This window comes from Streptomyces sp. NPDC098789, assembly GCF_044759975.1.
GTDB lineage: Bacteria > Actinomycetota > Actinomycetes > Streptomycetales > Streptomycetaceae > Streptomyces.
In genome coordinates this window covers 280,409-304,242 of record NZ_JBIWAJ010000004.1, presented here as the reverse complement: position 1 = coordinate 304,242, position 23,834 = coordinate 280,409, and the positions used below count along the sequence as shown (strand labels likewise).

19 protein-coding genes are annotated in these 23,834 nt (G+C 73.6%); 7 read left to right on the top strand and 12 right to left on the bottom strand.

The genetic code is table 11. From position 1 onward, the window contains the following. Positions 1–42 precede the first annotated feature (42 nt). From ACIQWR_RS11440 to ACIQWR_RS11430, 3 genes are read right to left on the bottom strand one after another with little or no spacing between them, the layout of a single operon-like run. On the bottom strand, positions 43–876 hold the full coding sequence (locus ACIQWR_RS11440; protein ID WP_404006875.1) for a sugar phosphate isomerase/epimerase family protein: 834 nt from the start codon (positions 874–876) through the stop codon (positions 43–45). Then, the gene (locus ACIQWR_RS11435; RefSeq protein WP_404006873.1) at positions 873–2,027 is read right to left on the bottom strand and encodes a dihydrodipicolinate synthase family protein; all 1,155 of its coding nucleotides are present in this window, start codon (positions 2,025–2,027) and stop codon (positions 873–875) included. The genes ACIQWR_RS11440 and ACIQWR_RS11435 overlap by 4 nt, the downstream gene beginning before the upstream one ends. Then, complete coding sequence (locus ACIQWR_RS11430) at positions 2,024–3,175, bottom strand: Gfo/Idh/MocA family protein (protein ID WP_404006871.1); 1,152 nt, start codon at positions 3,173–3,175, stop codon at positions 2,024–2,026. Before ACIQWR_RS11430 ends, ACIQWR_RS11435 begins: the two co-directional genes overlap by 4 nt. Positions 3,176–3,357: 182 nt before the next feature. Here ACIQWR_RS11430 and ACIQWR_RS11425 point away from each other — a divergent pair, with 182 nt between their 5' ends. Both ACIQWR_RS11425 and ACIQWR_RS11420 read left to right on the top strand, forming a co-directional pair. Continuing rightward, positions 3,358–4,434 (top strand): LacI family DNA-binding transcriptional regulator, encoded by a 1,077-nt coding sequence (locus tag ACIQWR_RS11425; RefSeq protein ID WP_404006869.1) that lies wholly within the window; start codon positions 3,358–3,360, stop codon positions 4,432–4,434. Then, on the top strand, positions 4,431–5,240 hold the full coding sequence (locus tag ACIQWR_RS11420; RefSeq protein WP_404006867.1) for a sugar phosphate isomerase/epimerase family protein: 810 nt from the start codon (positions 4,431–4,433) through the stop codon (positions 5,238–5,240). Before ACIQWR_RS11425 ends, ACIQWR_RS11420 begins: the two co-directional genes overlap by 4 nt. Here ACIQWR_RS11420 and ACIQWR_RS11415 read toward each other — a convergent pair. The 5 genes from ACIQWR_RS11415 to ACIQWR_RS11395 form a co-directional block, all read right to left on the bottom strand. Then, entirely contained in the window at positions 5,228–6,226 is a 999-nt protein-coding gene (locus ACIQWR_RS11415) for a hydroxyacid dehydrogenase (RefSeq protein WP_404007496.1), read from the bottom strand. The genes ACIQWR_RS11420 and ACIQWR_RS11415 overlap by 13 nt on opposite strands. Before the next feature lie 26 nt (positions 6,227–6,252). After that, positions 6,253–7,131, bottom strand: a complete 879-nt coding sequence (locus ACIQWR_RS11410; protein WP_404006865.1) for a carbohydrate ABC transporter permease — start codon at positions 7,129–7,131, stop codon at positions 6,253–6,255. After that, on the bottom strand, positions 7,128–7,976 hold the full coding sequence (locus ACIQWR_RS11405; RefSeq protein ID WP_404007493.1) for a carbohydrate ABC transporter permease: 849 nt from the start codon (positions 7,974–7,976) through the stop codon (positions 7,128–7,130). The genes ACIQWR_RS11410 and ACIQWR_RS11405 overlap by 4 nt, the downstream gene beginning before the upstream one ends. A 227-nt stretch (positions 7,977–8,203) precedes the next feature. After that, positions 8,204–9,556 (bottom strand): ABC transporter substrate-binding protein, encoded by a 1,353-nt coding sequence (locus tag ACIQWR_RS11400; RefSeq protein ID WP_404006863.1) that lies wholly within the window; start codon positions 9,554–9,556, stop codon positions 8,204–8,206. A gap of 127 nt (positions 9,557–9,683) precedes the next feature. Then, the gene (locus ACIQWR_RS11395) at positions 9,684–10,847 is read right to left on the bottom strand and encodes a substrate-binding domain-containing protein (RefSeq protein ID WP_404006861.1); all 1,164 of its coding nucleotides are present in this window, start codon (positions 10,845–10,847) and stop codon (positions 9,684–9,686) included. A gap of 201 nt (positions 10,848–11,048) precedes the next feature. Between ACIQWR_RS11395 and ACIQWR_RS11390 the strand changes: the two genes are divergently transcribed. Then, positions 11,049–12,851 (top strand): beta-galactosidase family protein, encoded by a 1,803-nt coding sequence (locus tag ACIQWR_RS11390; protein ID WP_404006860.1) that lies wholly within the window; start codon positions 11,049–11,051, stop codon positions 12,849–12,851. Positions 12,852–13,037: 186 nt separating this feature from the next. On the opposite strand, the gene ACIQWR_RS11385 is transcribed toward ACIQWR_RS11390, so the two are convergent. Both ACIQWR_RS11385 and ACIQWR_RS11380 read right to left on the bottom strand, forming a co-directional pair. Continuing rightward, positions 13,038–13,895, bottom strand: coding sequence for an ABC transporter permease (locus ACIQWR_RS11385; protein WP_404007490.1), 858 nt, complete (start codon positions 13,893–13,895; stop codon positions 13,038–13,040). 50 nt (positions 13,896–13,945) lie between these two features. Then, positions 13,946–16,744: an alpha/beta fold hydrolase gene (locus ACIQWR_RS11380; protein WP_404006858.1), complete on the bottom strand. Its 2,799-nt coding sequence runs from the start codon at positions 16,742–16,744 to the stop codon at positions 13,946–13,948. Positions 16,745–16,875: 131 nt separating this feature from the next. Here ACIQWR_RS11380 and ACIQWR_RS11375 point away from each other — a divergent pair, with 131 nt between their 5' ends. From ACIQWR_RS11375 to ACIQWR_RS11365, 3 genes are all read left to right on the top strand, one after another. After that, positions 16,876–18,447, top strand: coding sequence for an ATP-dependent DNA ligase (locus tag ACIQWR_RS11375; protein ID WP_404006856.1), 1,572 nt, complete (start codon positions 16,876–16,878; stop codon positions 18,445–18,447). A gap of 95 nt (positions 18,448–18,542) precedes the next feature. Then, complete coding sequence (locus tag ACIQWR_RS11370) at positions 18,543–19,199, top strand: helix-turn-helix domain-containing protein (protein ID WP_404006854.1); 657 nt, start codon at positions 18,543–18,545, stop codon at positions 19,197–19,199. A gap of 36 nt (positions 19,200–19,235) precedes the next feature. Then, on the top strand, positions 19,236–19,514 hold the full coding sequence (locus ACIQWR_RS11365) for a DUF6126 family protein (RefSeq protein WP_404006853.1): 279 nt from the start codon (positions 19,236–19,238) through the stop codon (positions 19,512–19,514). On the opposite strand, the gene ACIQWR_RS11360 is transcribed toward ACIQWR_RS11365, so the two are convergent. After that, entirely contained in the window at positions 19,478–20,143 is a 666-nt protein-coding gene (locus tag ACIQWR_RS11360; protein ID WP_404006851.1) for a DUF6629 family protein, read from the bottom strand. The two genes, ACIQWR_RS11365 and ACIQWR_RS11360, sit on opposite strands and share 37 nt — an antisense overlap. A 153-nt stretch (positions 20,144–20,296) precedes the next feature. Here ACIQWR_RS11360 and ACIQWR_RS11355 point away from each other — a divergent pair, with 153 nt between their 5' ends. Continuing rightward, a complete protein-coding gene (locus tag ACIQWR_RS11355; RefSeq protein ID WP_404006850.1) occupies positions 20,297–22,276 on the top strand; it encodes a glycosyl hydrolase family 28-related protein in 1,980 nt (659 codons plus the stop codon). 21 nt (positions 22,277–22,297) lie between these two features. Here ACIQWR_RS11355 and ACIQWR_RS11350 read toward each other — a convergent pair whose 3' ends face one another. After that, on the bottom strand, positions 22,298–23,788 hold the full coding sequence (locus tag ACIQWR_RS11350; protein ID WP_404006848.1) for an MFS transporter: 1,491 nt from the start codon (positions 23,786–23,788) through the stop codon (positions 22,298–22,300). Positions 23,789–23,834: the final 46 nt, after the last annotated feature.

Below are 23,834 nucleotides of genomic sequence, written 5' to 3'. Positions count from 1 at the left end.
CCCGTGGATCCATCGACGCTCCCGGGGCCATCGACCGACCGGTCATTCGACGTGTTCGCGGTAGCGCTCGATCACCTCCCGCAGCACGTCCGCGCCGTCCCGGGCCCACAGGCCCGGCTGGAAGATCTCGACCTCGACCGGCCCCGCGTACCCGGCGGCGTCGGCCAACTCGCGGAAGGCCCGCAGATCGATGCTGCCGTCGCCGAGCTGCCCCCGGCCCAGCAACACCCCTTCGGGGAGCGGAGTGATCCAGTCCGCCACCTGGACGGACACGATCCGCCCGCCCTCACCGGCCCTGCGCAGGTCCACCGGGAGCCGCTCGTCCCACCACACGTGGTAGGAGTCGGCCACCACCCCGACCTGCTCGGCCGGGAACTGCTCGGCCAGGTCGAGCGCCTGGCCGAGGGTGGACACCACGCACCGGTCCGAGGCGAACATCGGATGCAGCGGCTCGATGCCCAGGCGCACCCCGTGCGTCGCCGCCCAGGGTGCCAACTCGCCGAGGACGGAGGCGATCCGCAGCCGAGCCCCGACCAGGTCCCGGTCCCCGGGGGGCAACCCGCCCGAGACCAGCACCAGCGTGTCGGCGCCCAGCTCCGCCGCCTCGACCACGGCCCGGCGGTTGTCGTCGAGCGCGGCCGCGCGGCCCCGGGGGTCGTCCGCGGTGAAGAAGCCGCCGCGGCACAGCGAACTGACCCGGATCCCCGCCTCCGCGACGAGCTTCGCGGTGTCCCGTACCCCGAAGGCCCGCACCGGATCGCGCCACAGCCCGACGGCCGTCACCCCGGCGGCCGTGCATCCGCTCACCAACTCGGGCACGGACCATTGCCGGACGGTCTCCTGATTTAGGCTCAGCCGGGCCGGCGCCCCTGTCACGACGCCACCCCGTGCACCGCGAGGAGGTGTCGCATCCGCTGCTCCGCCCGCTCCGGATCGGGGAACAGGCCCAACAGGTCGGCGCGTTCGTAGGCGGTGGCGAGATGGGGGAGCGAGCGCGCCGACTGGAGGCCGCCCACCATCGTGAAGTGTTCCTGGTGGCCGGCGAGCCAGGCCAGGAGGACCACCCCGGTCTTGTAGTAGCGGGTCGGTGGGGCGAAGAGGTGTCGCGCCAGGTCCACCGTCGGGTCCAGGAGGGCCCGGAAGCCCGCGGGATCGTCGTGGTCCAGGGCGACCGCGGCCCGGGCCGCCAACGGCGCGATCGGATCGAAAATGCCCAGCAGCGCGTCGCTCGCGCACTCCCCGTCCCCCGCGATCAGTTCCGGGTAGTGGTAGTCGTCCCCGGTGTAGCAGCGGACCCCGGCGGGCAGTCGCCGACGGATGTCCGCCTCGCGTCCGGCGTCCAGCAACGACACCTTGATGCCGTCCACCTTGTCCGGGTGCTCGGCGATGACCTTCAGGAAGACGTCGGTGGCCCGGTCCAGGCTCTCGTGTCCCCAGTAGCCGTGGAGCTCGGGGTCGAACATGGGACCCAGCCAATGCAGCACCACCGGTCTCGCGCACTGGCGCAACAGCCCTCCGTACACCTCCAGGTAGTCCTCCGGGCCCCGGGCCGCGCGGGCCAGGGCCCGCGAGGCCATCAGGACGGCCGACGCACCACAGGCCTCGACGTGTGCCAGCTGTGCCTCGTAGGCGGCGGAGATCTCGGCGAGGGTATGGGCGCCGGCCGGGAGCTGGTCGGTACCCGCCCCGCAGAGGATCCGGCCGCCCACGGCCGCGGCGTCCGCGGCGGACCGGCGGATCAGCTCCGCCGCGGTGGGCCAGTCCAGCCCCATCCCGCGTTGGGCGGTGTCCATCGCCTCGGCCACGCCGAGCCCCTGCGCCCACAGCCGGTGCCGGAAGGCGAGGGTGGCGTCCCAGTCGACCGCGGGGCCCGCTCCGGCGCAGGCGGCCAGCGGGTCGGCGACCACGTGCGCGGCGGAGTAGAACCTGCGGCTGCGGGCCGGGAGGAAGGAGAGGGGCGGCAAGGGGTCCCGGCACGGTTCGTGGAGGCGGAGCCCGCCGTCGGCCGAGGGCAGCCCGATGCTCACAGCGTCACCGCCGGAACCGACAGGCGCCTGCCCTCGGCCGAGGAGCGCAGGCCCAGGTCGGCCAGTTGCACCCCTCGGGCTCCGGCGAGGAGGTCCCACGGCCAGGGCTCGTCCCGCACGACGTGTCTGAGGAACAGCTCCCACTGCGCTTTGAACCCGTTGTCCCAGGGGGTGTTGTCCGGGACCTCCTGCCACTGGGCGCGGAATGGCTCGGTCTGGGGAAGGTCGGGGTTCCAGACGGGTTTGGGCGTCATCGCGCGGTGCTGGACGCGGCAGTCGCGCAGCCCGGCCACCGCCGAGCCGTGCGTGCCGTCGACCTGGAACTCCACCAGCTCGTCCCGGTGGACCCGCACCGCCCACGAGGAATTGATCTGGGCGACGGCGCCGCCCTCCAGCTCGAAGATCCCGTAGGCCGCGTCGTCCGCCGTGGCGTCGTAGGGCTTGCCGTCCTCGTCCCAGCGGCGGCCGATGTGCGTGCGGGTCAGTGCCTGCACCGTGCGGACCGGGCCGAACAGCTCGTGCAGCAGGTACTCCCAGTGGGGGAACATGTCGGCCACGATTCCGCCGCCGTCCTGTGACCGGTAGTTCCAGGAGGGCCGCTGCGCGGGCTGCCAGTCCCCTTCGAAGACCCAGTAGCCGAACTCGCCCCGGACGGAGAGGATCTCGCCGAAGAACCCGCCGTCGATCAAACGCTTGAGCTTGAGCAGTCCCGGGAGGAAGAGCTTGTCCTGGACCACCCCGTGCTTGACCCCGGCGGCCGCGGCGAGGCGGGCCAGCCGCAGCGACGACTCGAAGGTGAGCGCGGTCGGCTTCTCGCAGTACACGTGCTTGCCGGCGGCGATGGCCAGGCCGAGGGCGGCCTCGCGGGCGCTGGTGACCTGGGCGTCGAAGTAGACCTCCACCTCGGGGTCGGCGAGGACCGCCGCGAGGTCCGTGCTCACGTGCTCCAGGCCGTGCCGCTCGGCGATGGCCCGCAGTGCTGGTTCCCGGCGGCCCACCAGCACCGGCTCGGGCCAGAGCACGGTGCCGTCTCCCAGATCCAGGCCGCCCTGCTCGCGCAGTGCGAGCAGGGAGCGGACCAGGTGCTGGCGGTACCCCATCCGCCCGGTCACGCCGTTCATGGCGATCTTGATCGTCCTGCGCTCCATGGTGTCCTCCTTCGCGTCATCGGGCGCTGATAGAAAGCGCTTTCACTCCGATCAGGCTAGAGCCACGGATCCTGTCGGGACAAGACTCTTTCGGGTGATAGAAAGCGCTTTCTAAATTTGCGAACATGGAGATCCACGCACCGGGTGAGACGATGACCCGGGCAGACGGAAGGGGCGGGAAAATGGCGGTGACCCTGGCAGAGGTCGCGGAGCAGGCGGGCGTGTCGCCCGCGACGGTCTCGCGCGTGCTCAATGGCGGCTACCCCGTGGCCGGAGGGACCCGGACCCGGGTGGAGCGGGCGATCGAGGAGCTCGGCTACGTGGCCAACGGCCCGGCGCGCGCCCTCGCGGCCGCCACGTCCGACCTCGTCGGCGTCCTCGTCCACGACGTGGCCGACAGCTTCTTCGGGATCCTCGCCGGATCCCTGCAGAACGCACTCTGCCCGGAGGGCGGCCACCTCGGGAGCCGCCGGCTCGCCGTGGTCTGCAACACCGAAGGCGAACCCGCCGCCGAAATGGCCTACCTGACCTTGCTGGAGGGACAGCGCGCCGGCGGCGTCGTGCTCACCGGTGGCGCCGTGGAGGAACCCGCGCACACGGCGGCGCTGACCGCCCGGGTCGCGCGGATGGCCGCCGCCGGCGTCCCCGTGGTGCTCTGCGGCCGTCCCCCGCTGTCGGTGCCGGCCGCACTTCCCGTCGCCACCGTGATGTTCGACGACCACGGAGGCGCCTTCCGCCTCGCGGAACACCTCCTGAGCCTGGGGCACCGCCGGATCGCCTACATCGCCGGGCCACCCGGGCTGAGCACCACCCGGGAGCGACTCGCCGGACACCGGGCCGCCCTCCACCGACAGAACCCCGTTCTGGCCGGGGCCTGCGAAGAGCTGACCGTCCACGCGAGCTTCGACCGCCACGCCGGTTATGACGCCACCCGCGAACTGCTGCGTCGCGGAGCGCCCTTCACCGCGGTCGTCGCCGCCAACGACACGGTCGCGACCGGAGTCGCCGCGGCCCTGAGGGAAGAGGGGATAAGGATCCCCGAGGACGTGTCCGTAGCGGGATTCGACGACCTGCCCTTCTGTGTGGACACGGCGCCCGCCCTCACCACCGTCCGCGTGCCCCTGCGCGAGGCGGGTGCGCTCGCCGCGCAGTTGGTCACCGGACGCCGACTGCCACCGCCCGGCGGCATCACCACCCTGCCCACCGAACTGATGGTGCGCGGCTCCACCGCGCCCCCGCCCCCGGGGAGCCGGTCATGAAGTACGCCTTCTCCACCCTGGGCCTGCCCGGCGCACCGCTTACGCAGACCGTGGCCCTCGCCGCGACGCACGGATACGACGGGGTGGAACTGCGTGCCCACCCCGAGGAGCCCCTCCACCCCGGCTCCACCTCCGGCGACCGGGCCGCCGCGGTCCGGGCCTTCGCCGCCGCCGGCGTCGGGATCCTCACGGTCGCGGGCTACGCCCGGGTCGCGGCCGAGGGCCCCGACGGCCCCGTCCTCGACGAACTGAGAGCGCTGACCGAGCTCGCCGCCGACCTCGGGGCGCCCTACGTCCGGGTCTTCCCCGGCGCAGGGGAGCCGGCGGGAGCCGGTGCCGATGCCCTCGCCGTGCGCAGACTCGCGGCCGCAGCGCCGATCGCCCGCCGCGCCGGCGTCCGGATCCTGCTGGAGACCCACGACTCCCACCGCACCGGGGCCGCCGTGGCGAGAGTGCTGGACCGGGTCGGGCATCCGGGCACGGGGGCGCTGTGGGACGTACTGCACACCTGGCTCGGTGGCGAGAGCCCGAGACGGTCGAGCCGGGAACTGTCCGGACACCTGGGCTACATACAGGTCAAGGACGTGGCCTCGGCGCAGGACCTGACACCGCTGGGGCTGGGCCGCGGGACGCTGCCGCTGGCCGAGGCGGTGGCTGTCGCCCCAACCGGCGGCTGGCTCTGCTGGGAGTACGAGAGACGGTGGTACCCCGCGGCCGAGGACCTGCCGGGTCTGCTCACGGCGGGCCGCGCGTACCTCGCGGGGCTGGTGCGGGCGACGGGGAGGGAGGCGCCTCACGCCGAGTAGGCCAACCGTCCCGGGTCGACGCCGTAGCGGAAGCCGAGCCCCAGGGCGTAGCGCTCCAGCTCCTCGACGGCCGTGGCCGCCAGACGGTCCAGCTCTCCGCCGAGCGAGCCGGCCACGTGGGGAGTGAGCAGGACGTTCGGCAGATTGAAGAGGGGGGAGGCAGTGGGCAGTACTTCGGGCTCGGTGTGATCGAGGACGGCGTGCAGTCGCCCGGAGACCAGTTCCTCGGTCAGGGCAGCCGTGTCCACCAGCGCACCGCGGGCGGTGTTGATGAGCGTGGCCCCATCGCGCATCAGGGCGAGCCGCGGGGCGTCCAACAGATGACGGGTCTGCGGGAGGGCGGGGGCGTGCAGGCTGACCACGTCACTGCGGCGGAGCAGCTCGTCGAGGGTTACGGGCTCGGCGCCCATCGCCTCCAGCTCGGTCGGGTCGGCGTACGGATCGTGGACGAGCACGCGAAGGTCGAAGGCACGGAGCAGTTCGAGGACCCGTCGTCCGATCAGGGAGGCTCCGACCAGGCCGACCGTGCGACGGTAGTTGCCGACCGTGGGATAGCGGTCCAGCAGGTCGATCGGGCCGCGGGTGGCCCGGTAGAGGTGGGCCGACTCCAGTACGCGCTTGTTGGCGAAGAGGATCGCGGCCAGCGTGTACTCGGCGACGGGCACGGCGTTGGCGGCGGCTGCGCTGGAGACGAGCAGACCGCGTTCCCAGCAGGCTTCGGTCACATGGTGTTTGACACTGCCGGCCGCGTGGACCACGGCGCGGAGCCGGGGCATGCGCGCCAGCGCCGCCGCGTCCAGCGGCGGGCAACCCCACCCGGTGAACAGCACCTCGGTCGCTGCCAGCCGCTCGCCCGGGAGGGCGCCGGGGCCGGTGGGGCCCGTGAAATCGACGAGCAGGAGATCGAGGTCGATGTCGGCGACCCGGCGCAGTTCGGACAGGGTGCGGGAGTCGCTCAGCACGGCGCTGCGCGTGCCGGGGTTCATGGCGAGCAGGGTGACGGGGCGGTGGATCACTTGACGGCTCCCGCGGTGAGGCCCGAGCGCCAGAACCGCTGGAGGCCGAGGAAGGCCAGGACCAGGGGGACGACGGCGACGAGCGAACCGGTGATGACGAGGGGGTACAGCTCGGGCTGCTGATAGACGCTGCGGTTCCACATGAACAGCCCGAGGCTGACGGGGTACAGCCGTTCGTCGTTGAGCATGGTCAGCGCGCCGTAGAAGTTGTTCCAGATGGCCGTGAAGGTGAACAGGAAGATCGTCACAAACCCGGGCCAGAGCATCGGGAACGACACGTGGGCGAAGACCCGGAGTTCACTCGCGCCGTCCATCCGGGCGGCCGCGAGTACCTCGTCGGGGACGTAGCCCTCGGCGAACACCCGGGCCAGGTAGACCCCGAAGGGGTTGACGAGGGCGGGCACCAGATAGGCCCAGTAGGTGTTCACGGCCCCGGCGGCCGAGGCCATGAGGTAGAGGGGGAGCTGGAGCACGGTCGCAGGGACCAGGACACCGGCGAGGACGACGCCGAAGAGGCGCTCCTTGTGCCGGAAGTCGTAGGCGTGGAAGGCGTATCCGCAGGCCACGCTGATGAGGGCGGACAGGACCGAGCCGACCACGGTGTAGAGGAGGCTGTTGCCGAGCCAGCGGCCGAAGATCCCGTCGTCGTAGGCGAAGACGTCGCGGAGGTTGGTGAGCAGGTGGAAGTCGCCGAAGGAGTAGGGATCGGTGGAGAAGAGGTCGCGGCGGTTCTTCGTCGCCGCCATGACCAGCCAGGCGAGGGGCATCAGGGTGTAGGCGGCGACCAGCAACAGGGCGGCGTTGACGGCGGCTTTGGAGAGGAGGGCGGAGGGCCCGCCGCGCCGCGCGGGGGTCCGGGTGAGCGGGTGCGTCATGCGTCCCTCCAGCGGTTGCCGAGCTTGGTGACGACGTAGGAGGCGGCTCCGGCGACCAGGGCGAGGAGCAGGGCCCCGGCGGCGGCGAGTCCGTAGTCGTGGCTCTTGAAGGCGGCGCTGAAGATGTACATCGTCGGTGACCAGGATTCGCCCATCTCGTTGGCCCGGAGCTGGAGCAACTGCGGGGCGTCGAAGAGCTGGACGGCGCCGACGCAGGTGAACAGCACGGTCAGGATGAGGGTGGGGCGGATGCTCGGCACCTTGACCTGGAAGGCGGTACGGATGGCTCCGGCGCCGTCCATCGTGGCGGCCTCCAGCGTTTCGCGGGGCACGGCCTGGAGCCCGGCGAAGAAAATGATCATATTGTAGCCCATCCATTGCCAGGCCGAGATGTTCACGACGGACAACAGGGCCTCGTCGCGGCCGAAGAAGTTCCAGGAGAGTCCGGCGCTGTCGAGGACGTCCAGGACCGGGCTCAGGCCGGGCGTGTAGAGGTACAGCCAGATCACGGCGGCGATCAGGCCGGGGACGGCGTGCGGCAGGTAGAAGGCGATCTGGAAGAACCGTTTGGCGCGGGCGAGGGCGGAGTCCAGGAGGAGGGCGAGGACCAGGGCGCCGCCGACCATGACGGGGATGTAGAGCAGGCAGTAGACGGCGACGTGGCGGAAGGAGGCCAGGAAGAGGGGATCGGTGAGGGCGTTCGCGTAGTTCCCGAATCCGCTGAACACGCGTTGCGTGCCGCCGAAGCCGAGGCCGGACTGTTCGTCGTGGAAGAGGCTCAACCAGCCCGCGTAGGCGATGGGGGCGACCGTGACCAGGGCGAAGAGGAGGAAGAAGGGGGCCATGAAGAGGAGCGGGGCGGTGCGGCTCCGCGTGGCCGGGGTGGTGGGTTCGGTGGTCCGGGCCCTGCCGCCCTCCCCGCCGCCTTCCGGCCGGGTGCCCGGCGGGCGGTGGTGCCGGCTGGGCCCCGTCCGGCCCGCGGAGGCCGCGGGCACCGCCGCGGGTGTCGCGGGTGGTGTGGGTGGTGTGGGGTGGGGGAGCGTGGAGTCGTGTGGGCGGGTGGGCGGGGGCATCAGTTGGCCAGGCCCAGGCCGCGGGCCTTGATGGCCTTCTCGGCGGCCGTCTGGCCCTCGCTCAGTGCCTTGAGCTGGTCGGCGCCGGCCGCGTTCTGGGCCGCGTTGACCTGGAGGTGCGTCGGGCCCCAGGTCCAGCCGGGCACGATGGTGTCCGCCGCCGCGCCGGCAAGGGCGTAGGGGTCCTGTCCGGCGAAGTACGTGGTGTCGAAGAGCTTGGCGGCCGCCACCCGCATCTCCGGGTTGGCGGGCAGGGCGCTGCTGGGGGCCTTCAGCGAGCTGAGCCGGGCCTTGACGGCCTCCGGGTCGGTGGTGACCCAGGCGATGAACTCCGCCGCGGCCTTGGTGTACTTGCTGCCCTTGGGCACGATGTAGGAGGTGCCGCCGTACATGCCGGTGGCGGGCTTCCCGTCCCAGGTCGGCAGCGGGGCGATGCCCCACTTGCCCGTGAGGTCCGGGTAGCTCGCGAGGAACGTACCGGCCGTCCAGGCGGCGCCGATGACGGTCGCGACCTGACCCGACGAGCGTTCCTTCGCCTCGCCCTCGCCCCACAGCGGGGTCTTCGAGGCGAGCCCGGACGACAGCAGGCCGTTCCAGTACGAGGCCACCTTCTGGGAGGCCGGATCATTGATGGCGACCTTCCACTTGTCGCCTTCCGTTCCGTACCACTTGGCGCCCGCCTGCCAGGAGAGGCCGGCGAGGACGGCGGGGTCGCCGCCGCCGAAGTTGGTGATCCGGACCGACGGGTCGGCCTTGTTGATCTTCTCCGCGGCCTGCTTGTACTCCTCCCACGTCGTCGGCACGGCCACCCCGTGCTTCTCGAAGATGTCCTTGCGGTAGAAGAGTTCGAGCGGGGTGACGTCGAAGGGCACCGCCCAGGTCCTGCCGCCGAGGCCCACCAGGGACTGGACCGCCTTCGGGAACTTCTCGGCGACGAGCTTGCCGGAGGTGGCGCTCAGGTCCTCCAGGTTGCCGCCGCTCGCGAACTCCGGGAGCGAGGAGTAGTCCATCGTCGCGATGTCCGGCGCGTTGCCGCCCTTGACGGCGTTGGAGAGCTTGGCCGCCCCGTCCGGTCCGCCCGGCACGGCGGAGAAGGTCACCCGGATGTTCTTGTGCATCTTGTTGAAGGCGTCCACGGTCTGCTGCGCGCCCGCACTGGAGGACCAGTAGGTGAGGGCGACCGGCTGGTCGGCCGACCCCACCGGTTCGGCCGCCGCACCCGTCCCCTGCTCGCCGCCGCACGCGGTGGCGAGCAGGGCCAGCGAGGCGACCGAGGCGGTGAGGGCGAGGCGGGTCAAACGGGAGGACGGCAAACGGGAGGAAGGCAGGCGGGACGGCAGGCTGCGCGACATGTTTCGACTCCTACGGACGACCGCTGCGGGCGGCGGATGGGAGAACGCGGCCCATCTTTTGTGCGAACGCGCACACCGTCAAGAGCGAACGTGCAATTCGATCGAAACAATCAATCGAACCTGTCCTTTATGAGCGGATGGTCAGCCGGGGGAGCAGTTCCAGGTGCTGTCGCGGGCCGCCGTGGGTCCCGTACGCCGCCCCGTCGGCCCCGGACAACCGGTCCAGCAGCAGCTCCGCCGCCCGCGCGCCCACCTCCCGCTTGGCCGGGGCGACGGCCGAGAGCGGTACGTCCGCCAACCCCGCCACCTCGTCGTCGTACGTGATCACCGCCAGGTCCTCCGGCACCCGCACGCCCCGCGCCTGGAGCCGCGGGATCAGCATGATCGCGTCGGTGTCGCTGTGGATCAGCGCGGCCGTGACCCCGCCCGCGGCCCCGCCCCCGGACACCGCCCCGCACAGGTACTCCAGCGTCCGCGCGAAGCGGTCGGCCACCGACAGCTCCGCGACCGGCGTCGCACCCGGTCCGACCGGCGGCCACGGCGGTGCCGGTTCCAGGCCCAGCGCCGTGACGGCCGCCTCGTACCCGGCCCGCAGCCGCGCGCTCGTCGGCGTCTCCTGGCAGGCCAGCGCGATCCGCCGGTGCCCCAGCTCGACCAGGTGCTGCACGGCCCGCGCCGCGCCGTGCGCGTGGTCCGACACGACCCGGTCCAGCGCCGCCGCCGGGTGCCCGGGCGGGGCCCAGCGCTCGACCAGGACGGTGGGAACGGGCAGCTCAGCGGTCCACGCCCCCTCGCCGGGCCCCGGCGAGCCGGTGTCCCAGTTCGGGGTCAGCAGGAGCCCGTCCGCCCCCGTCGACAGGAGCCGGTCCGCCTGCGTCCGGTCCTCGCCCGGCAGGTACCGGGTCAGCCCCACGGTCAAGCGCGCGCCCCGCGCCTCGACCACCTCGCGCGCCCCGCGCACCACCTCCGCGTAGTAGTACTCGGTGGTCGGCACGACCATGCCGACCACCAGGCCCGCGCCGCCGCCCGGCCCGGACGGGCCCGCCGCGCCCCGCCCCCCGGACGCCGACGCCCGTCCCGGCCCCGTGCCCCCCGGCGCCGCGTGCTCGACCCGGCTGATCGTCCCGTGCAGCCGCTGGATCTCCCCCCGGGCCGCCATCGCCTCGACGTCCCGCCGCAGCGTGACGGGGGAGACACCCAGCTCCCGGGCCGCGTCGGTCACCCGCACGCTGCCCCGGGCCCGGACGAGCGCGAGCACCTGCGCCTGGCGCTGGTCTACATGTGGTCTCAACGGGTCCCCCTGGGGCGTGGGTGGTGGGTAGCGGGTGGTGGTCGGCGTTCTCGTGCTCTCCCGTCAGCATAGTGAACAGGGAGCGCCAAAACGATCGATTCGATCGTTTCCGATCAACTCGTCATTGACGGCGTGCGTACCGCGTTCATATATTCGGCCTCGTCCGGCACCCCTCGCACCGCACGGCACGGGAGTCAGCGCATGCTCACGCACGACCAGGACGGATTCCGGCGCGCAGGCCGGCCCCACCGCGTCATCTCCGGGGCCCTGCACTACTTCCGGGTCCATCCGGACCTGTGGGAGGACCGGCTCACCCGGCTGCGCGCCCTCGGCGTGAACACCGTGGACACCTACGTCCCCTGGAACTTCCACGAGACCGCCCCCGGCAAGGCCGACTTCACGGGCCCCCGGGACCTCGCCCGCTTCCTGCGCACCGCCCAGGACCTCGGCCTCGACGCCATCGTCCGCCCCGGCCCGTACATCTGCGCCGAATGGGACTTCGGCGGCCTGCCCGCCCGCCTGCTCGCCCAGGACGGGCTGCACCTGCGCTGCTCCGACCCGCGCTTCGAGGCCGAGGTGGACGGCTGGTTCGACCTCGTGCTGCCCGAACTGGTGCCGCTGCTCACCAGCCGGGGCGGCCCGGTGGTCGCCGTACAGATCGAGAACGAGTACGGCTCCTACGGCAACGACACCCGCTACCGCGCCCACGTCGAGCGGGCCCTGCTCGAACGCGGCGTGGACTGCCTGCTGTTCACCGCCGACGGGCCCGAGGACGCGATGCTGCAAGGCGGCATGGTCCCCGGCCGCCTCGCCACCGCCACCTTCGGCGCGCGCCCGACAGAGCGCCTGGAGGTGCTGCGCCGCTACCAGCGGACCGGGCCGCTGGCCGCGATGGAGTTCTGGCTCGGCTGGTTCGACCACTGGGGCGAGGACCACCACGTCCGCGCCGTGGACGAGGTGACGGCCTCGCTCGACGAACTCCTCGCCACCGGCGCCTCCGTCAACCTCTACATGGCCCACGGCGGCACCAACTTCGGCTTCTGGGCCGGGGCCAACCACACCGGGTCCCGGCCCGGCGAGGCCGGCTACCAGCCGACCGTCACCAGCTACGACTACGACGCCCCCATCGGCGAGGCCGGCGAACTGACCGCCAAGTTCCACGCGTTCCGCGAGGTCATCGGCAAGTACGCCCCGCTGCCCGAGGGCCCGCTGCCCGCGCCGCCGCCGCGGCTGGCGCCCGCGCTCGCCGCCCCGACGGGTCGTGCCCCGCTCGCCGCCCACCTCGACGTGCTCTCCACGGTCGTGCGCCGGCCCGCGCCGGAGCCGATGGAGAAGCTCGGCCAGGACTTCGGGATGATCCACTACCGGACCACCATCACCGGGCCCCGCCCTGCCATGCCCGTGCGGATCGACGGCCTCGGCGACCGCGCGTACGTCTTCGCCGACGGCGTGCGGCTCGGCGTCCTCGACCGGAACGCTCCCGACGAGGGGCTCGACCTGCCGGTCGGCGAGGCCGGGGTGGTGCTCGACGTACTCGTCCGCGCCCAGGGCCGGGTGAACTACGGACCGCTGCTCGACGACCGCAAGGGCATCTGGCGCGGGGTGCGCCACGGCCACCAGCACCTGTTCGAGTGGGAGATACGGCCGCTGCCGCTCACGGACCTCACCGCCCTGGAGTGGACGGCTCCGGCCCCGGCCCCTACCCCGGACATCGACCCCGGCCCCGGCCCCGCCTTCCACCGCTTCTCCCTCACCGTCCCGGCGCCCGCCGACGGTTTCCTCGACCTCTCCTCCTGGGGTACCGGCCTGATCTGGCTCAACGGCTTCCTCCTCGGGCACTACGACACCCCGCGCGGGCCCCAGCGCACGCTCTACGCCCCCGCCCCGCTCTGGCGCGCCGGCGAGAACGAGGTGGTCGTCCTCGAACTGGAGCGGCCCGGCGCGGACCTGCCCCTGCGCGACGAACCCGACCTCGGCCGGCAGAAGGTCGTCACCCTGGAGTGAGGGAGGCCGCGCCGGCCGCGCCGCTCCGCCGTGGCCACGCGCGCCGCCCTGGCTGAGGAGCTGCTCGGCCAAGGCCCGCCCCCCCCGCAACGCCGTACCCCCCGCAACGCCGTACGCCGCCTCCCCGGGCGGGGGAGACAGCGTACGGCGTTCGGCGCGCGGGCGGACGTACGGGCCCGCGCGGTCTCAGGACACGATGTCCTTGCGGGCGAAGCCTCGGAAGGCCAGGGCGAAGAGCACCAGGGCGTACGACACCGACACCGCGGCCCCCTTCACCATCCCGCCCCACTCCAGGTGCGGCTGGAGGGCGTCGGCCCACGCGAACTGCCAGTGCGCCGGCAGGAACTCCCGCCACGACCCGAGGGCGGTGACCGCGTCCAGGACGTTGCCGACGATGGTCAGCCCGACCGCCCCGCCGACCGCGCCGAGCGGCGCGTCCGTCCGGGTCGAGAGCCAGAACGCCAGCCCGGCCGTCACCAGCTGCGAGACGAAGACGAAGGCGACCACCAGGGCGAGGCGCGGCAGAGTGTCCCCGGCCGGCAGTTCGCCGCCGGTCGGCAGCTTCAGCGGTCCCCACCCGTAGGCCGCGGTGCCCGCCGCCAGTGCCACCACCGGCAGCAGCACCATCGCCGCCAGGCTGAAGCCGAGCGCCACCACCAGCTTGCTCCACAGCAGCCGGGCCCGGGGCACCGGCGAGGCGAGCAGGTAGCGCAGCGAGGACCAGCTGGCCTCCGAGGCGACCGTGTCCCCGCAGAAGAGGGCGACGGGGACCACCAGCAGGAAGCCCGCCGAGACGAAGAGGCAGGTCGCCGCGAAGTTCGCGCCGGACGCGGTCGCCGTGTCGATGAAGCTGATCCGGCCGTCCCGGCCCCCGCCGCCGCCGTCCTGGGAGCCGCCCACCGCGAACGCGATGATCATGATGAAGGGCAGTGCGGCCAGCACCCCGCCCATCACGAGGGTGCGGCGCCTGCGCCACTGCCGCAGGGCCTCGACCCGCAGCGGCAGCGTCCGGCTCGCCCGGTACCCGGGAGCCACTTCCTGCACGGCGCTCTCCTGCTCGGCGCTCTTCTGCTCGGCGCCTTCCTGTACGGCGCTCACGCCGGTCCTCCGATCAGGGTCAAGAACGCGTCCTCCAGCCGCCGGTGCGGCCCCACTCCGCTCACCGGCACCTCCAGCCGGACGAGTTCGGCGATGAGCCCGGTGGCCGTGGCGCCGTCCAACCGGACGAGCAGCCCGTCCTCGGCCGCCACCACGGACTCCACGCCCTCCAGGGCCGCCAGCTTCTCGACGGCCGCGTCGGCGACCGGCCCGGCCAGGGTCACCAGCAGGGTGTCCCCGCCGCCGGTGATCTCGGCCACCGGTCCGGCCTGGACCAGCCGTCCGCGGTCCATGACCACCAGGTGCGAACAGGTCTGCTCGACCTCCGACAGGAGGTGACTGGAGACGATCACGGTCCGGCCGGCCGCCGCGTAGCGGATCATCACGTCGCGCATCTCGCGGATCTGCGGCGGGTCCAGACCGTTGGTCGGCTCGTCGAGGATCAGCAGGTCCGGCATGCCGAGCATGGCCTGTGCGATGGCGAGCCGCTGCCGCATGCCCTGTGAGTACGTGCGGACCGCGCGCTCCAGCGCGTCGCCGAGCCCGGCGATCTCCAGGGCCTCCGCCATGTGGGAGTCCGCGGTCGGCCGGCCGGTGGCCTGCCAGTACAGCTCCAGGTTGGCGCGGCCCGACAGGTGCGGCAGGAAGCCGGCGCCCTCGACGAAGGCGCCGACCCGCGAGAGCACCGGGGCGCCGGGGCGCACGGCGTGCCCGAAGACCCGGATCTCGCCCGCGTCCGGGGTGATCAGCCCCATCAGCATCCGCAGGGTGGTGGTCTTCCCGGCGCCGTTGGGGCCGAGCAGCCCGAGCACCTGGCCCTTCTCGACGCGCAGCGACAGGTCGCGGACCGCGTAGCGGTCCTGCGCCTTGGCGTACCGCTTGGTCAGTCCGGTGATCTGGAGCGGTACGCCGTCCAGCGCGGCCTCGTGCTCCGGCCCGCGGGACGCGTCACCGGCGGGCGCGTCACCGCTGGTGACGGCCGCCCCGGAGCCGCTGCCGCGCCGCCGGACGCCCAGCAGTGCGGCGGCCAGCGCGGCCGCGCCGAGCGGCAGTCCCCAGGTCCAGGCGGGCAGCCCGGCCGAGGCGGTGCGCACGTCGTCGGCGACCGGCACGGTGAGGATCCCGTCACCGGTGGAGACGGTGTACGTCGCCGGGGCCGCCGGCGTGGCGTACCCCAGGTCGGTCGCGGCGACCACCAGGCGCAGCCGGTGGCCGGGCTGGACGCCGTAGTCCACGGCGGGGAGCGCCAGCTTCACCTCGGCGCCCTGAGCGGCGTTCTCCACCCGGACGGGTGCGACCAGCTGGCTGGGCAGCACCTGCTGGCGCCCGTCCGGCCCGACGTCGTACACCTTGCCGAAGAGGACGGCCGAGCCGTCCGCGGCGCTCGACCTCACCTTGAGGGTGACGGTCGGCGTGCCGGTGATGCGCAGTTCCCGCTCCAGCGGCTTCGACTCGAAGCTCGCGTACTGTCCGGGGAAGTCGAGGGCGAAGCTCGCACCGAGCCCGGCGAGCTGGCCGCCGATCCCCGGCAGCGAGGAGAGCGCGGGGGGCGCGCCGCCCGCCGGGTTGGCGAAGCTCTGCTCGGTACCGGTCAGGGCGATCTTCCGCCCGTCGGACACGAGCCCCGGGTAGTGGTCGTCGAAGGCGCCGCGCAGTTTCACCCTGCCGTCGGTGGAGTCGATCCCTCCGGTGCGCGACACCCGGAACTGCGGGCCGGTGTCCACCGCCGCGTCCTGCTTGAGGTAGCGGTCGAACCAGGCGGTGACCCGGCCCCGGACGCGGTCCTCCTCGGTCATCCCGCCGTCGTGGCCGCCCGCGGCCCAGTCCACCGCCACGGGCGCCCCGTTCTTGGCGAGCGCGGTGGCCATGGCGTCGGCCTGGCCCAGCGGGAAGAGGGAATCGGCCTGCCCCTGCACGATCAGCGCCGGTACCTCGATCCGGTCCCCGACCGCGGCCGGGCTACGGCGTTCCAGCAGCTCACGGGCCTGTTGGTCGGGCTTGCCCGCCACCGCGACCCGTTCGTACATCGCGCACAGCTCAGGCTGGAAGCGCCCGCAGCCGGGGGCGGCGAGGGGATCCACCGGACCGCCGGCACCGACCGCGCCGCCCGCCGGGCCCGCACCGGTGGCCCCGGTCGCCCCGGCCGCACCAGGGGCGCCGCCGGGCTGCACGCCGCTCGCGGAACCGGTGGTGAAGAACACCCCGGCCCAGAGCTTCTTGAAGACGTCGTTCGGGAAGAGGGAGTCCGCGAGGCTCCAGTAGGTGATCTCCGGAGCGATCGCGTCCACCCGGTGGTCGTAGCCGGCCGCGAGCAGCGAGACGGCGCCGCCGTACGAGGCGCCGGTCACGCCCACGCGCGGGTCCCCGGCCCCGTCGAGCTGCGCCTCGGGGCGGGTGGCGAGCCAGTCGATGAGCCGGGAGACGTCCTTGACCTCGTGGTCGGGATCGTTGAGGCCGATCTTGCCGCCGGACCGGCCGAAGCCGCGGGCGGACCACGTCAGCACGGCGTACCCGTCGCGGGCCAACTGCTCGGCCTGGTCCCGGACGTCGTCCTTGCTGCCGCCGAAGCCGTGGGCGAGCAGCACGGCGGGGCGCTTCTCCCCGCCCCCGGAGGTGAAGTAGGAGGTGTCGATCGCGGCGCCGGGCATGTCGACCATGCGGTCCTGGCGGTGCACGGCAGGCGCGCCGTCGGCCGAGGCCGCGGCGGTCCAGGTACCGGCCCCCGCCACGACGGCGAGCGCGGCGGCGCCCGCGAGCAGGCGGCTTCTGCGGCGCCGGGGGAGTCGGAGCTTCATACGGAGACCCTAATCGCCCGGAGGCCGCGGCCGGGGCGCCCACGGGCGGACCTCCGCACCTCCTTGAGGACTACTCCGCGCGGCCCGGCGTACCGCGGGCGCGGTACGCCGGGCCGCGGGAGGATGGCTCCATGCTGCTGGCCGAGGTCGCGCGGGTGTCCCGGGAGGTGGCCGGGACCCCCGCCCGGTCGGAGAAGATCGCGCTGTTGGCCGCTCTGTTCGCGGCCGCTCCCGCCGACGAGGCCGCCCTGGTGGTCTCCTACCTCGCCGGGCGGTTGCCGCAGGGGCGCCCCGGCGTCGGCTGGCGGGCGCTGAGCGCGCAGAGCGCCGCCGCCGCGGAGGCCACGCTGACCGTGCGCGCGGTGGACGGGGCGGTGACCGCCCTGGCCGGGGTCGCGGGGGCGGGCGCGCAGGGGGAGCGGCGCCGGATCCTCGCGGAGCTGCTGGGCGCGGCGACCGAGCAGGAGCAGCGGTTCCTGCGCAGCCTGCTCTCCGGGGAGGTGCGCCAGGGCGCGCTGGACGCGGTGGCGTTGGCCGCGGTCGCCGAGGCCGCGGGGGTGGCGCAGACCGGGCTGCGCCGGGCGGTGATGCTGGGCGGGTCCTTGCCCGAGGTGGCCGGGGCGGTGCTGGCCGGGGGAGCGGAGGCGCTGGGCGGCTTCGTGCTCCGCGTGGGCAGGCCCGTACAGCCGATGCTGGCGAACACCGCCAAGTCGGTGGCCGAGGCGCTGGCGGCGCTCGGGCCCTGCGCGGTCGAGGAGAAGCTGGACGGGATCCGGGTGCAGGTGCACCGGGACGGGGACGTGGTGGGCGTGTACACCCGGTCGCTGGACGAGATCACCGATCGACTGCCCGAGGTGGTGGAGCTGGCCCGGTCGCTCCCGGGGGACCGGTTCGTCCTGGACGGAGAGGTGATCGGGCTCGGCGCGGACGGGCGACCGGTGCCGTTCCAGGAGGTGGCGAGCCGGGTCGGCTCGCGGACGGACGTGGCCGCCGCCCGCCTGGCGCTGCCGCTGACCCCCTTCTTCTTCGACCTCCTCGCCGTCGAGGGGGAGGCGTTGCCGGACCTTCCGGTGCGCGAGCGGTACGCGGCGCTGGCCGCCCTGGTGCCCGAGGGCGCGCGGGTGCGGCGGCTGGTGGCCGAGGACCCGGTGGCGGCGGGCGCGGACGCCGCCGCGTTCTGGTCCGCGGCCCTGGCGCGGGGCCACGAGGGGGTGATGGTGAAGGGGCTCGACTCGCTCTACGCGGCCGGGCGGCGCGGCAAGCACTGGCTGAAGGTGAAGCCGGTGCACACGCTCGACCTGGTGGTGCTCGCCGTGGAACGCGGCCACGGCCGGCGCACCGGCCTGCTGTCGAACCTGCACCTGGGCGCGCGGGCCGCCGACGGGACGCACGTGATGCTGGGCAAGACCTTCAAGGGGCTCACGGACGAGCTGCTGCGCTGGCAGACCGCGCGGCTGGGCGAGCTGGCCGTCGAGGACGACGGCCACACGGTGCGGGTCCGCCCCGAGCTGGTGGTGGAGATCGCCTACGACGGACTCCAGCGGTCCCCGCGCTATCCGGGCGGGGTGGCGCTGCGCTTCGCGCGGGTGGTCCGTTACCGCCCGGACAAGTCGGCGGCGGAGGCGGACACGCTGGAGCACGTGCTGGCCCAGGGGGTGGGGACCGCCGCGGCGGGCGCCGCCGGAGAGGATGCGGCGGACTGAGGGGTCGCGCCGGACCGGTGCCGGGGTGACGCCGAGTTCTTTGCCTCTGAGGCAAGAGAATTGCCACGCAGGCAAGATTCTGGCTCAATCGGGGCATGAACCCCGGTCCCGGACCTGCCTCCGGCCCTTCCGGCCCCGCTGACGCGGTGCCCGGCGCTCCCGCAGAGCCGTCCACCACGGTCGCCCCCCAGCTGCGCGAACTGCGCCGCCGTGCCGGGCTGACCCTGGAGGCCGCCGCCGCGCGGGCCGGGCTCTCGCCCGCCCACCTGTCCCGCCTGGAGACCGGCCGCCGCCAGCCTTCGCTGCCGCTGCTGCTGGAACTCGCCCGCACCTACGCCACGACGGTCTCGGAACTGCTCGGGGAGACCCCGGCGGTCGCCGACCCCATCGTACGGGCCGGCGGGCCGGGCGCCCGCGAGGCCGACGGCTGGACGTACTGGCAGGCGGGCGGTCCGGGACGCGGGATGCAGGCGCTGCGGGTGCACGTGCCGTACGTCCGCGAGCAGGGCGAGCTGGTCCGCGTACACCCCGGCGAGGAGTGGCTGTACGTCCTCAAGGGGCGGCTGCGGCTGTACCTGGGGGAGACCCGGCACGTGCTGGAGCCCGGGGACAGCGCCCATTTCGATTCGCTCACCCCGCACCGGATCGGCGCGGCCACCGAGGGCGGGGTCGACCTGCTGTTCGTCCACACCCTGCTGCAGAGCAGCCTCGCCGGGCTGTGCCTCGGCGGCGCGGCCACCACGCACCACTGAGAGCAGAGGAGTCGCACCGTGTCCCGAGGAGAGAACGTGTCAGCAGAGGTCGCGCCGGAGGCCCCGTCGGTCCTGTCGGTGCCGTCGGTGCCGTCGGTCCCGTCGGACGTGTCACCGGTCGCCGGTGTCGCGCCGGTGACCGGGGTCGCGCCGGTCGCCGAGGTCGCGCCTGCGGCGGAGTCGACGGTGCGCATGCGCATCGAGTCGAAGTTCCCGCGCGGCCTGATCATCCGGCTGACGGTCTACCTGTTCGTCGGTCACCTCTTCGCCTTCTTCGTCTACCTGCTGTTCGTCCTGGGCGCCGAGAACCAGTGACCGCGGCCGCCCGCGTCCCGGCGCACCCAGCCCAGCACCAGCAGGGACGCGACCGCGGCGAAGGCGCACCAGGTGGAGGCGAACTCCAGGCGCCACACCAGCGCGCAGAACGCCGCCCCGGCGGCCATCACCGCCCCGAGCACCCTTAGCAGTCGGTCGCCGGCCAGCAGCAACGGCCCGAGGGTGGCGAAGAGGTAGCCCGCGAGCACGAGCGGGAGGTACGGCACGCTCACCCCGTAGCCGACGACGTGGCCGCGGATCTCGGCGGTCACCGGACGCGTGGCCAGGCAGTACGCCAGGAATCCCGAGGTGGCCGACCCCACCGCGGCCGGTACCAGGAGCCGCCGCCGCACCGCCGGGTCCGCCGCCGGGCCCGCGGCGAGGAGCACGCCCCACGGCACCCACACGGCGAGCAGCGGCAGGGCGATCACCGCCCAGGCGGTGGTGGCCGGGCCGCGGCCGCCACCGGAGTTCCAGAGCGCGGCCTCCACCAGCTGATGGCCGCCCAGCAGGAGCGGCAGCGCGGCGACGGGAAGGTCGCGGGCCCGGCGGGTCCGTGCCACGCAGACCAGCCCGACGGCGGTGATCGCCGTACCGGCGGCCAGGTCGGCCGTCGCGCTCCAGCACATGGGGCTCCCGACGCAGGAAGGGCCAGGAACTCCACGGTACGAGTCACTACGTGAGTCCGCCACCGCACAGATCTCCGCAAGAATCCGACAGTGGATCGAAGATTCTTGGCAGGACTATTGCTGTGGCGCCGAGCCGCGCCCTACTGTCCGGCCATGTCACGAAGAAGAACGGCCGCCGTGCTGGCGGCGCTCACCGCTTCCGCGCTCGGCATCGGCGCACCGGCCGCGCCCGCGGCGCCGGGCACCCCCGCGGCTCCCGCGCCCCCGGTGGTCACCCGGGCCGCCCTCGATCCCGCCCTCGTCCAGGGCCGCGGCGCCCGCGTGGACTTCGTCGAGCAGGAGGCGGAGAACGCGGTGACCGACGGCACGGTCATCGGCCCCGACCGCTCCGCCTACGCCCTGCCCGCCGAGGCCTCCGGCCGCAAGGCGGTGAAACTGGCGCCCGGCCGGTACGTGGAGTTCACCCTGCCCGCGGCGGCCGACGCGATCACCGTGCGCTACAGCCTTCCTGACGCCCCGGCCGGCGGCGGCATCACGGCCCCGCTCGACGTCATCGTCAACGGCAAGAACCGCCGTTCCATGACGCTGACCTCGCAGTACTCCTGGCTGTACAACCAGTACCCCTTCAGCAACGACCCGCGGGGGGACCTGCTCCACCCCGACTGGTGGATCACCGAGTGCGGGTGCGTCCCGGCCGAGACCACCCCCGCGCCCGTCATCGCCAAGCCGCTGCGGCCGCACCACATGTACGACGAGCAGCGGCTGCTGCTCGGCCGCACCTACCGCGCCGGGGACACGGTCCGGCTCACCGTGCCCGCGGGCAGCGCGGCGGCCTGGACCGTGATCGACCTGCTCGACTCGCAGCTGGTCGGCGCGCCCCGGCTGACGGCGACCCCCGCCAACGCGCTGCTGTTCGGGGCCGATCCGACCGGCCGCCGCGACTCCGCCGACGCCATCGACCGGGCGGTCGTCTTCGCCCGCCGCCACCACGTCCCCGTGTACCTGCCGCCCGGTACCTACCAGGTGAACCGGCACCTCGTCGTCGACGACGTGACCATCACGGGCGCGGGCAGCTGGTGGACCGTGGTCAAGGGCAAGGGCGTCGGGTTCTACGGCAAGGACGCCGCGGCCGGTGGCAGCAGGAACGTCCACCTCTCCGGCTTCGCCATCGAGGGCGACGTGCGCGAACGCGTCGACGCCGACCAGGTGAACGGCGTCGGCGGGGCCATGAGCGACTCCACCGTCGACGGCCTGTACATCCACCACACCAAGGTGGGCCTCTGGTTCGACGGCCCGATGAGCGGCCTGAAGGTCACCCGCAACGTCATCGCCGACCAGATCGCCGACGGCCTCAACTTCCACACCGGCGTCACGGACTCCCTGGTCCAGGACAACGTCGTCCGCAACACCGGTGACGACGGTCTGGCGCTGTGGTCGGAGAAGACCGCCGACGCCCGCAACACCTTCTCCCACAACACCGTGCAGAGCCCGACCCTGGCCAACGGGATCGCCGTCTACGGCGGCGCCGACACCACGATCGCCGACAACCTGATCGCCGACCCCGTCCGCGAGGGCAGCGCCCTGCACGTCGGATCCCGCTTCGGCGCCGAACCCTTCACCGGGGAGCTGCGGATCAGCGGCAACACCACCGTCCGCGCGGGCACCTACGAGCTCAACTGGAACATCGGCCTCGGCGCGATCTGGTTCTACGCGCTGGACCGGAGCATCGACCGGGCGGACGTCCAGGTCACCGGGAACTCCTTCCTCGACAGCACCTACAACGCGATCATGCTGGTCAGCGACTGGCCGGTGAAGGACGCCTACCGGATCGACAACGTCCACTTCAAGGACGTCCGGGTGGACGGCACCGGCACCTCGGTGGTCAGTGCCCGCTCGGCCGGTTCCGCGACCTTCGAGAACGTCGACGCCCGCAACGTGGGGGCCGTTGGCGTCAACAACTGCGGTTCCTTCCACTTCCCCGCCACCGGGTCGGAGTTCTCCCTGACCGACTTCGGCGGCAATGACGGCGGCGGTACCACCGGGCCCTGGCTCGCTCCCTGGGAGCTGCCCAACACGATCACCTGCGACGACCGCCCGCCGGTGGTGACGCCGCCCGCCCCGTCCCGGTGGTGAGTCCGGCGGGCGGGTGACGCCTCAGACCGGCGGGTCCCCTCGCTCCGCGGCTCCGGGGGATTCGAGCTGCGGAGCGGTCACCGCGCACTGCGTGTGGCACTGCGGTCGGGCCGCCCCGGGCGCGGGGGAGCGTACGGTCGCCCACGCGACCAGGGCGCCGAGCACCAGCACCCCCGCGCACCAGGGCATCGCCCGGTCGAAGGCGGCGCCGAACTGCTCGGCCGAGCGGTAGGCGTCCGGCCCCATCCCGGCCAGCAGCGGCAGCCCCGCCACGGCCAGCAGGCCGGCCGCCCGGGCCGCCGCGTTGTTGATCCCGCTGGCCAGGCCCGCCCGGCCCGGGTCCACGGAGGCCAGTACCGTCGAGGTCAGCGGGGCCACCAGCGTGACCATCCCCGCCCCGAGCACCAGCAGCGCGGGCAGCACGTCCAGCGGGTACGAGGCCCCCGGACCCACCCGCAGCATCAGCAGCATCCCCGCCGCGCAGAGCAGCGGCCCGACCGTCAGCGGGATCCGCGGCCCGATCCGCTCGCCCAGCTCCCCGGAGCGGGCCGACAGCAGCAGCATCAGCGCGGTGGTCGGCAGCAGTGCGGCCCCCGCGGCCAGCGCCGAGTACCCGGCGACCACCTGGAGCTGGAGCACGGAGAGGAAGAAGAAGCCGCCGAAGGCCGCGTACACGCACAAGGTCACCAGGTTGACGGCGGTGAACTGGCGCGAGGCGAAGATCCCCGGCGGCACCATCGGGTCCGCCCGCCGCCGCTCCAGCAGGACGAAGGCCACGGCCAGCGCCACGCCGACCACCGCTGCCACCACCACCAGGGCGGAGCCCGACCGGGCCTCGATCAGGGCGTAGGTCACCAGCGCCAGCGCGGCCGCGCCCAGCGCCGCCCCGGCCACGTCGAACCGCCCGTGCGCCTGCGGATCCTTCGATTCCGGTACGTGTCGCAGCGCCACCGGCACGCAGAGCGCGGCGACCGGCACGTTCAGCAGGAACACCCAGCGCCAGCCCGGCCCGTCCACCAGCCAGCCGCCGACGAAGGGCCCCACGGCCGCGCCGACCCCGCCGAAGCCGGACCACAGGCCGACGGCCCGCGCCCGGTCGTCCGGATGCAGCGAGCCCTGGATCAGCGCGAGCGATCCGGGGGTGAGCAGCGCCCCGCCGATGCCCTGGAGGGCCCGGGCCGCGATCAGCACGCCCGCGTTCGGGGCGATCCCGCACAGCAGCGAGCCGACGGCGAACCACGTCACGCCGAGGACGAAGACGCGCCGCCGGCCGTAGCGGTCGCCGAGCGCTCCGCCGACCAGGATCAGCCCGGCGAGGGTGAGCAGGTAGGCGTTGACGGTCCACTGGAGCACGGCCAGGTCCGCACCGAGGTCCTGCCCGATCCGGGGCAGGGCGACGTTGACGACGGTGGAGTCCAGCAGCGCCATGGACGAGCCGAGCACCGTGGCGAGCAGGATCCACCGGCCCCGCGCCGAGGCGAGGCGCACACCGGCCACTTCGTCCGTGTCCATGTCTCCCAGGCTCACCCGGGCGGTCCGTACGGGCCACCCGGCGGAC

What these genes read in the sequence shown, in the direction of transcription:
- ACIQWR_RS11430 (WP_404006871.1), bottom strand. Translation starts at nt 3,175, where the DNA reads ATGGAGCGCAGGACGATCAAGATCGCCATGAACGGCGTGACCGGGCGG.
- ACIQWR_RS11425 (WP_404006869.1), top strand. Translation starts at nt 3,358, where the DNA reads ATGGCGGTGACCCTGGCAGAGGTCGCGGAGCAGGCGGGCGTGTCGCCC.
- ACIQWR_RS11420 (WP_404006867.1), top strand. Translation starts at nt 4,431, where the DNA reads ATGAAGTACGCCTTCTCCACCCTGGGCCTGCCCGGCGCACCGCTTACG.
- ACIQWR_RS11415 (WP_404007496.1), bottom strand. Translation starts at nt 6,226, where the DNA reads ATGAACCCCGGCACGCGCAGCGCCGTGCTGAGCGACTCCCGCACCCTG.
- ACIQWR_RS11410 (WP_404006865.1), bottom strand. Translation starts at nt 7,131, where the DNA reads ATGACGCACCCGCTCACCCGGACCCCCGCGCGGCGCGGCGGGCCCTCC.
- ACIQWR_RS11405 (WP_404007493.1), bottom strand. Translation starts at nt 7,976, where the DNA reads ATGGCCCCCTTCTTCCTCCTCTTCGCCCTGGTCACGGTCGCCCCCATC.
- ACIQWR_RS11400 (WP_404006863.1), bottom strand. Translation starts at nt 9,556, where the DNA reads ATGTCGCGCAGCCTGCCGTCCCGCCTGCCTTCCTCCCGTTTGCCGTCC.
- ACIQWR_RS11390 (WP_404006860.1), top strand. Translation starts at nt 11,049, where the DNA reads ATGCTCACGCACGACCAGGACGGATTCCGGCGCGCAGGCCGGCCCCAC.
- ACIQWR_RS11380 (WP_404006858.1), bottom strand. Translation starts at nt 16,744, where the DNA reads ATGAAGCTCCGACTCCCCCGGCGCCGCAGAAGCCGCCTGCTCGCGGGC.
- ACIQWR_RS11375 (WP_404006856.1), top strand. Translation starts at nt 16,876, where the DNA reads ATGCTGCTGGCCGAGGTCGCGCGGGTGTCCCGGGAGGTGGCCGGGACC.
- ACIQWR_RS11370 (WP_404006854.1), top strand. Translation starts at nt 18,543, where the DNA reads ATGAACCCCGGTCCCGGACCTGCCTCCGGCCCTTCCGGCCCCGCTGAC.
- ACIQWR_RS11360 (WP_404006851.1), bottom strand. Translation starts at nt 20,143, where the DNA reads ATGTGCTGGAGCGCGACGGCCGACCTGGCCGCCGGTACGGCGATCACC.
- ACIQWR_RS11355 (WP_404006850.1), top strand. Translation starts at nt 20,297, where the DNA reads ATGTCACGAAGAAGAACGGCCGCCGTGCTGGCGGCGCTCACCGCTTCC.
- ACIQWR_RS11350 (WP_404006848.1), bottom strand. Translation starts at nt 23,788, where the DNA reads ATGGACACGGACGAAGTGGCCGGTGTGCGCCTCGCCTCGGCGCGGGGC.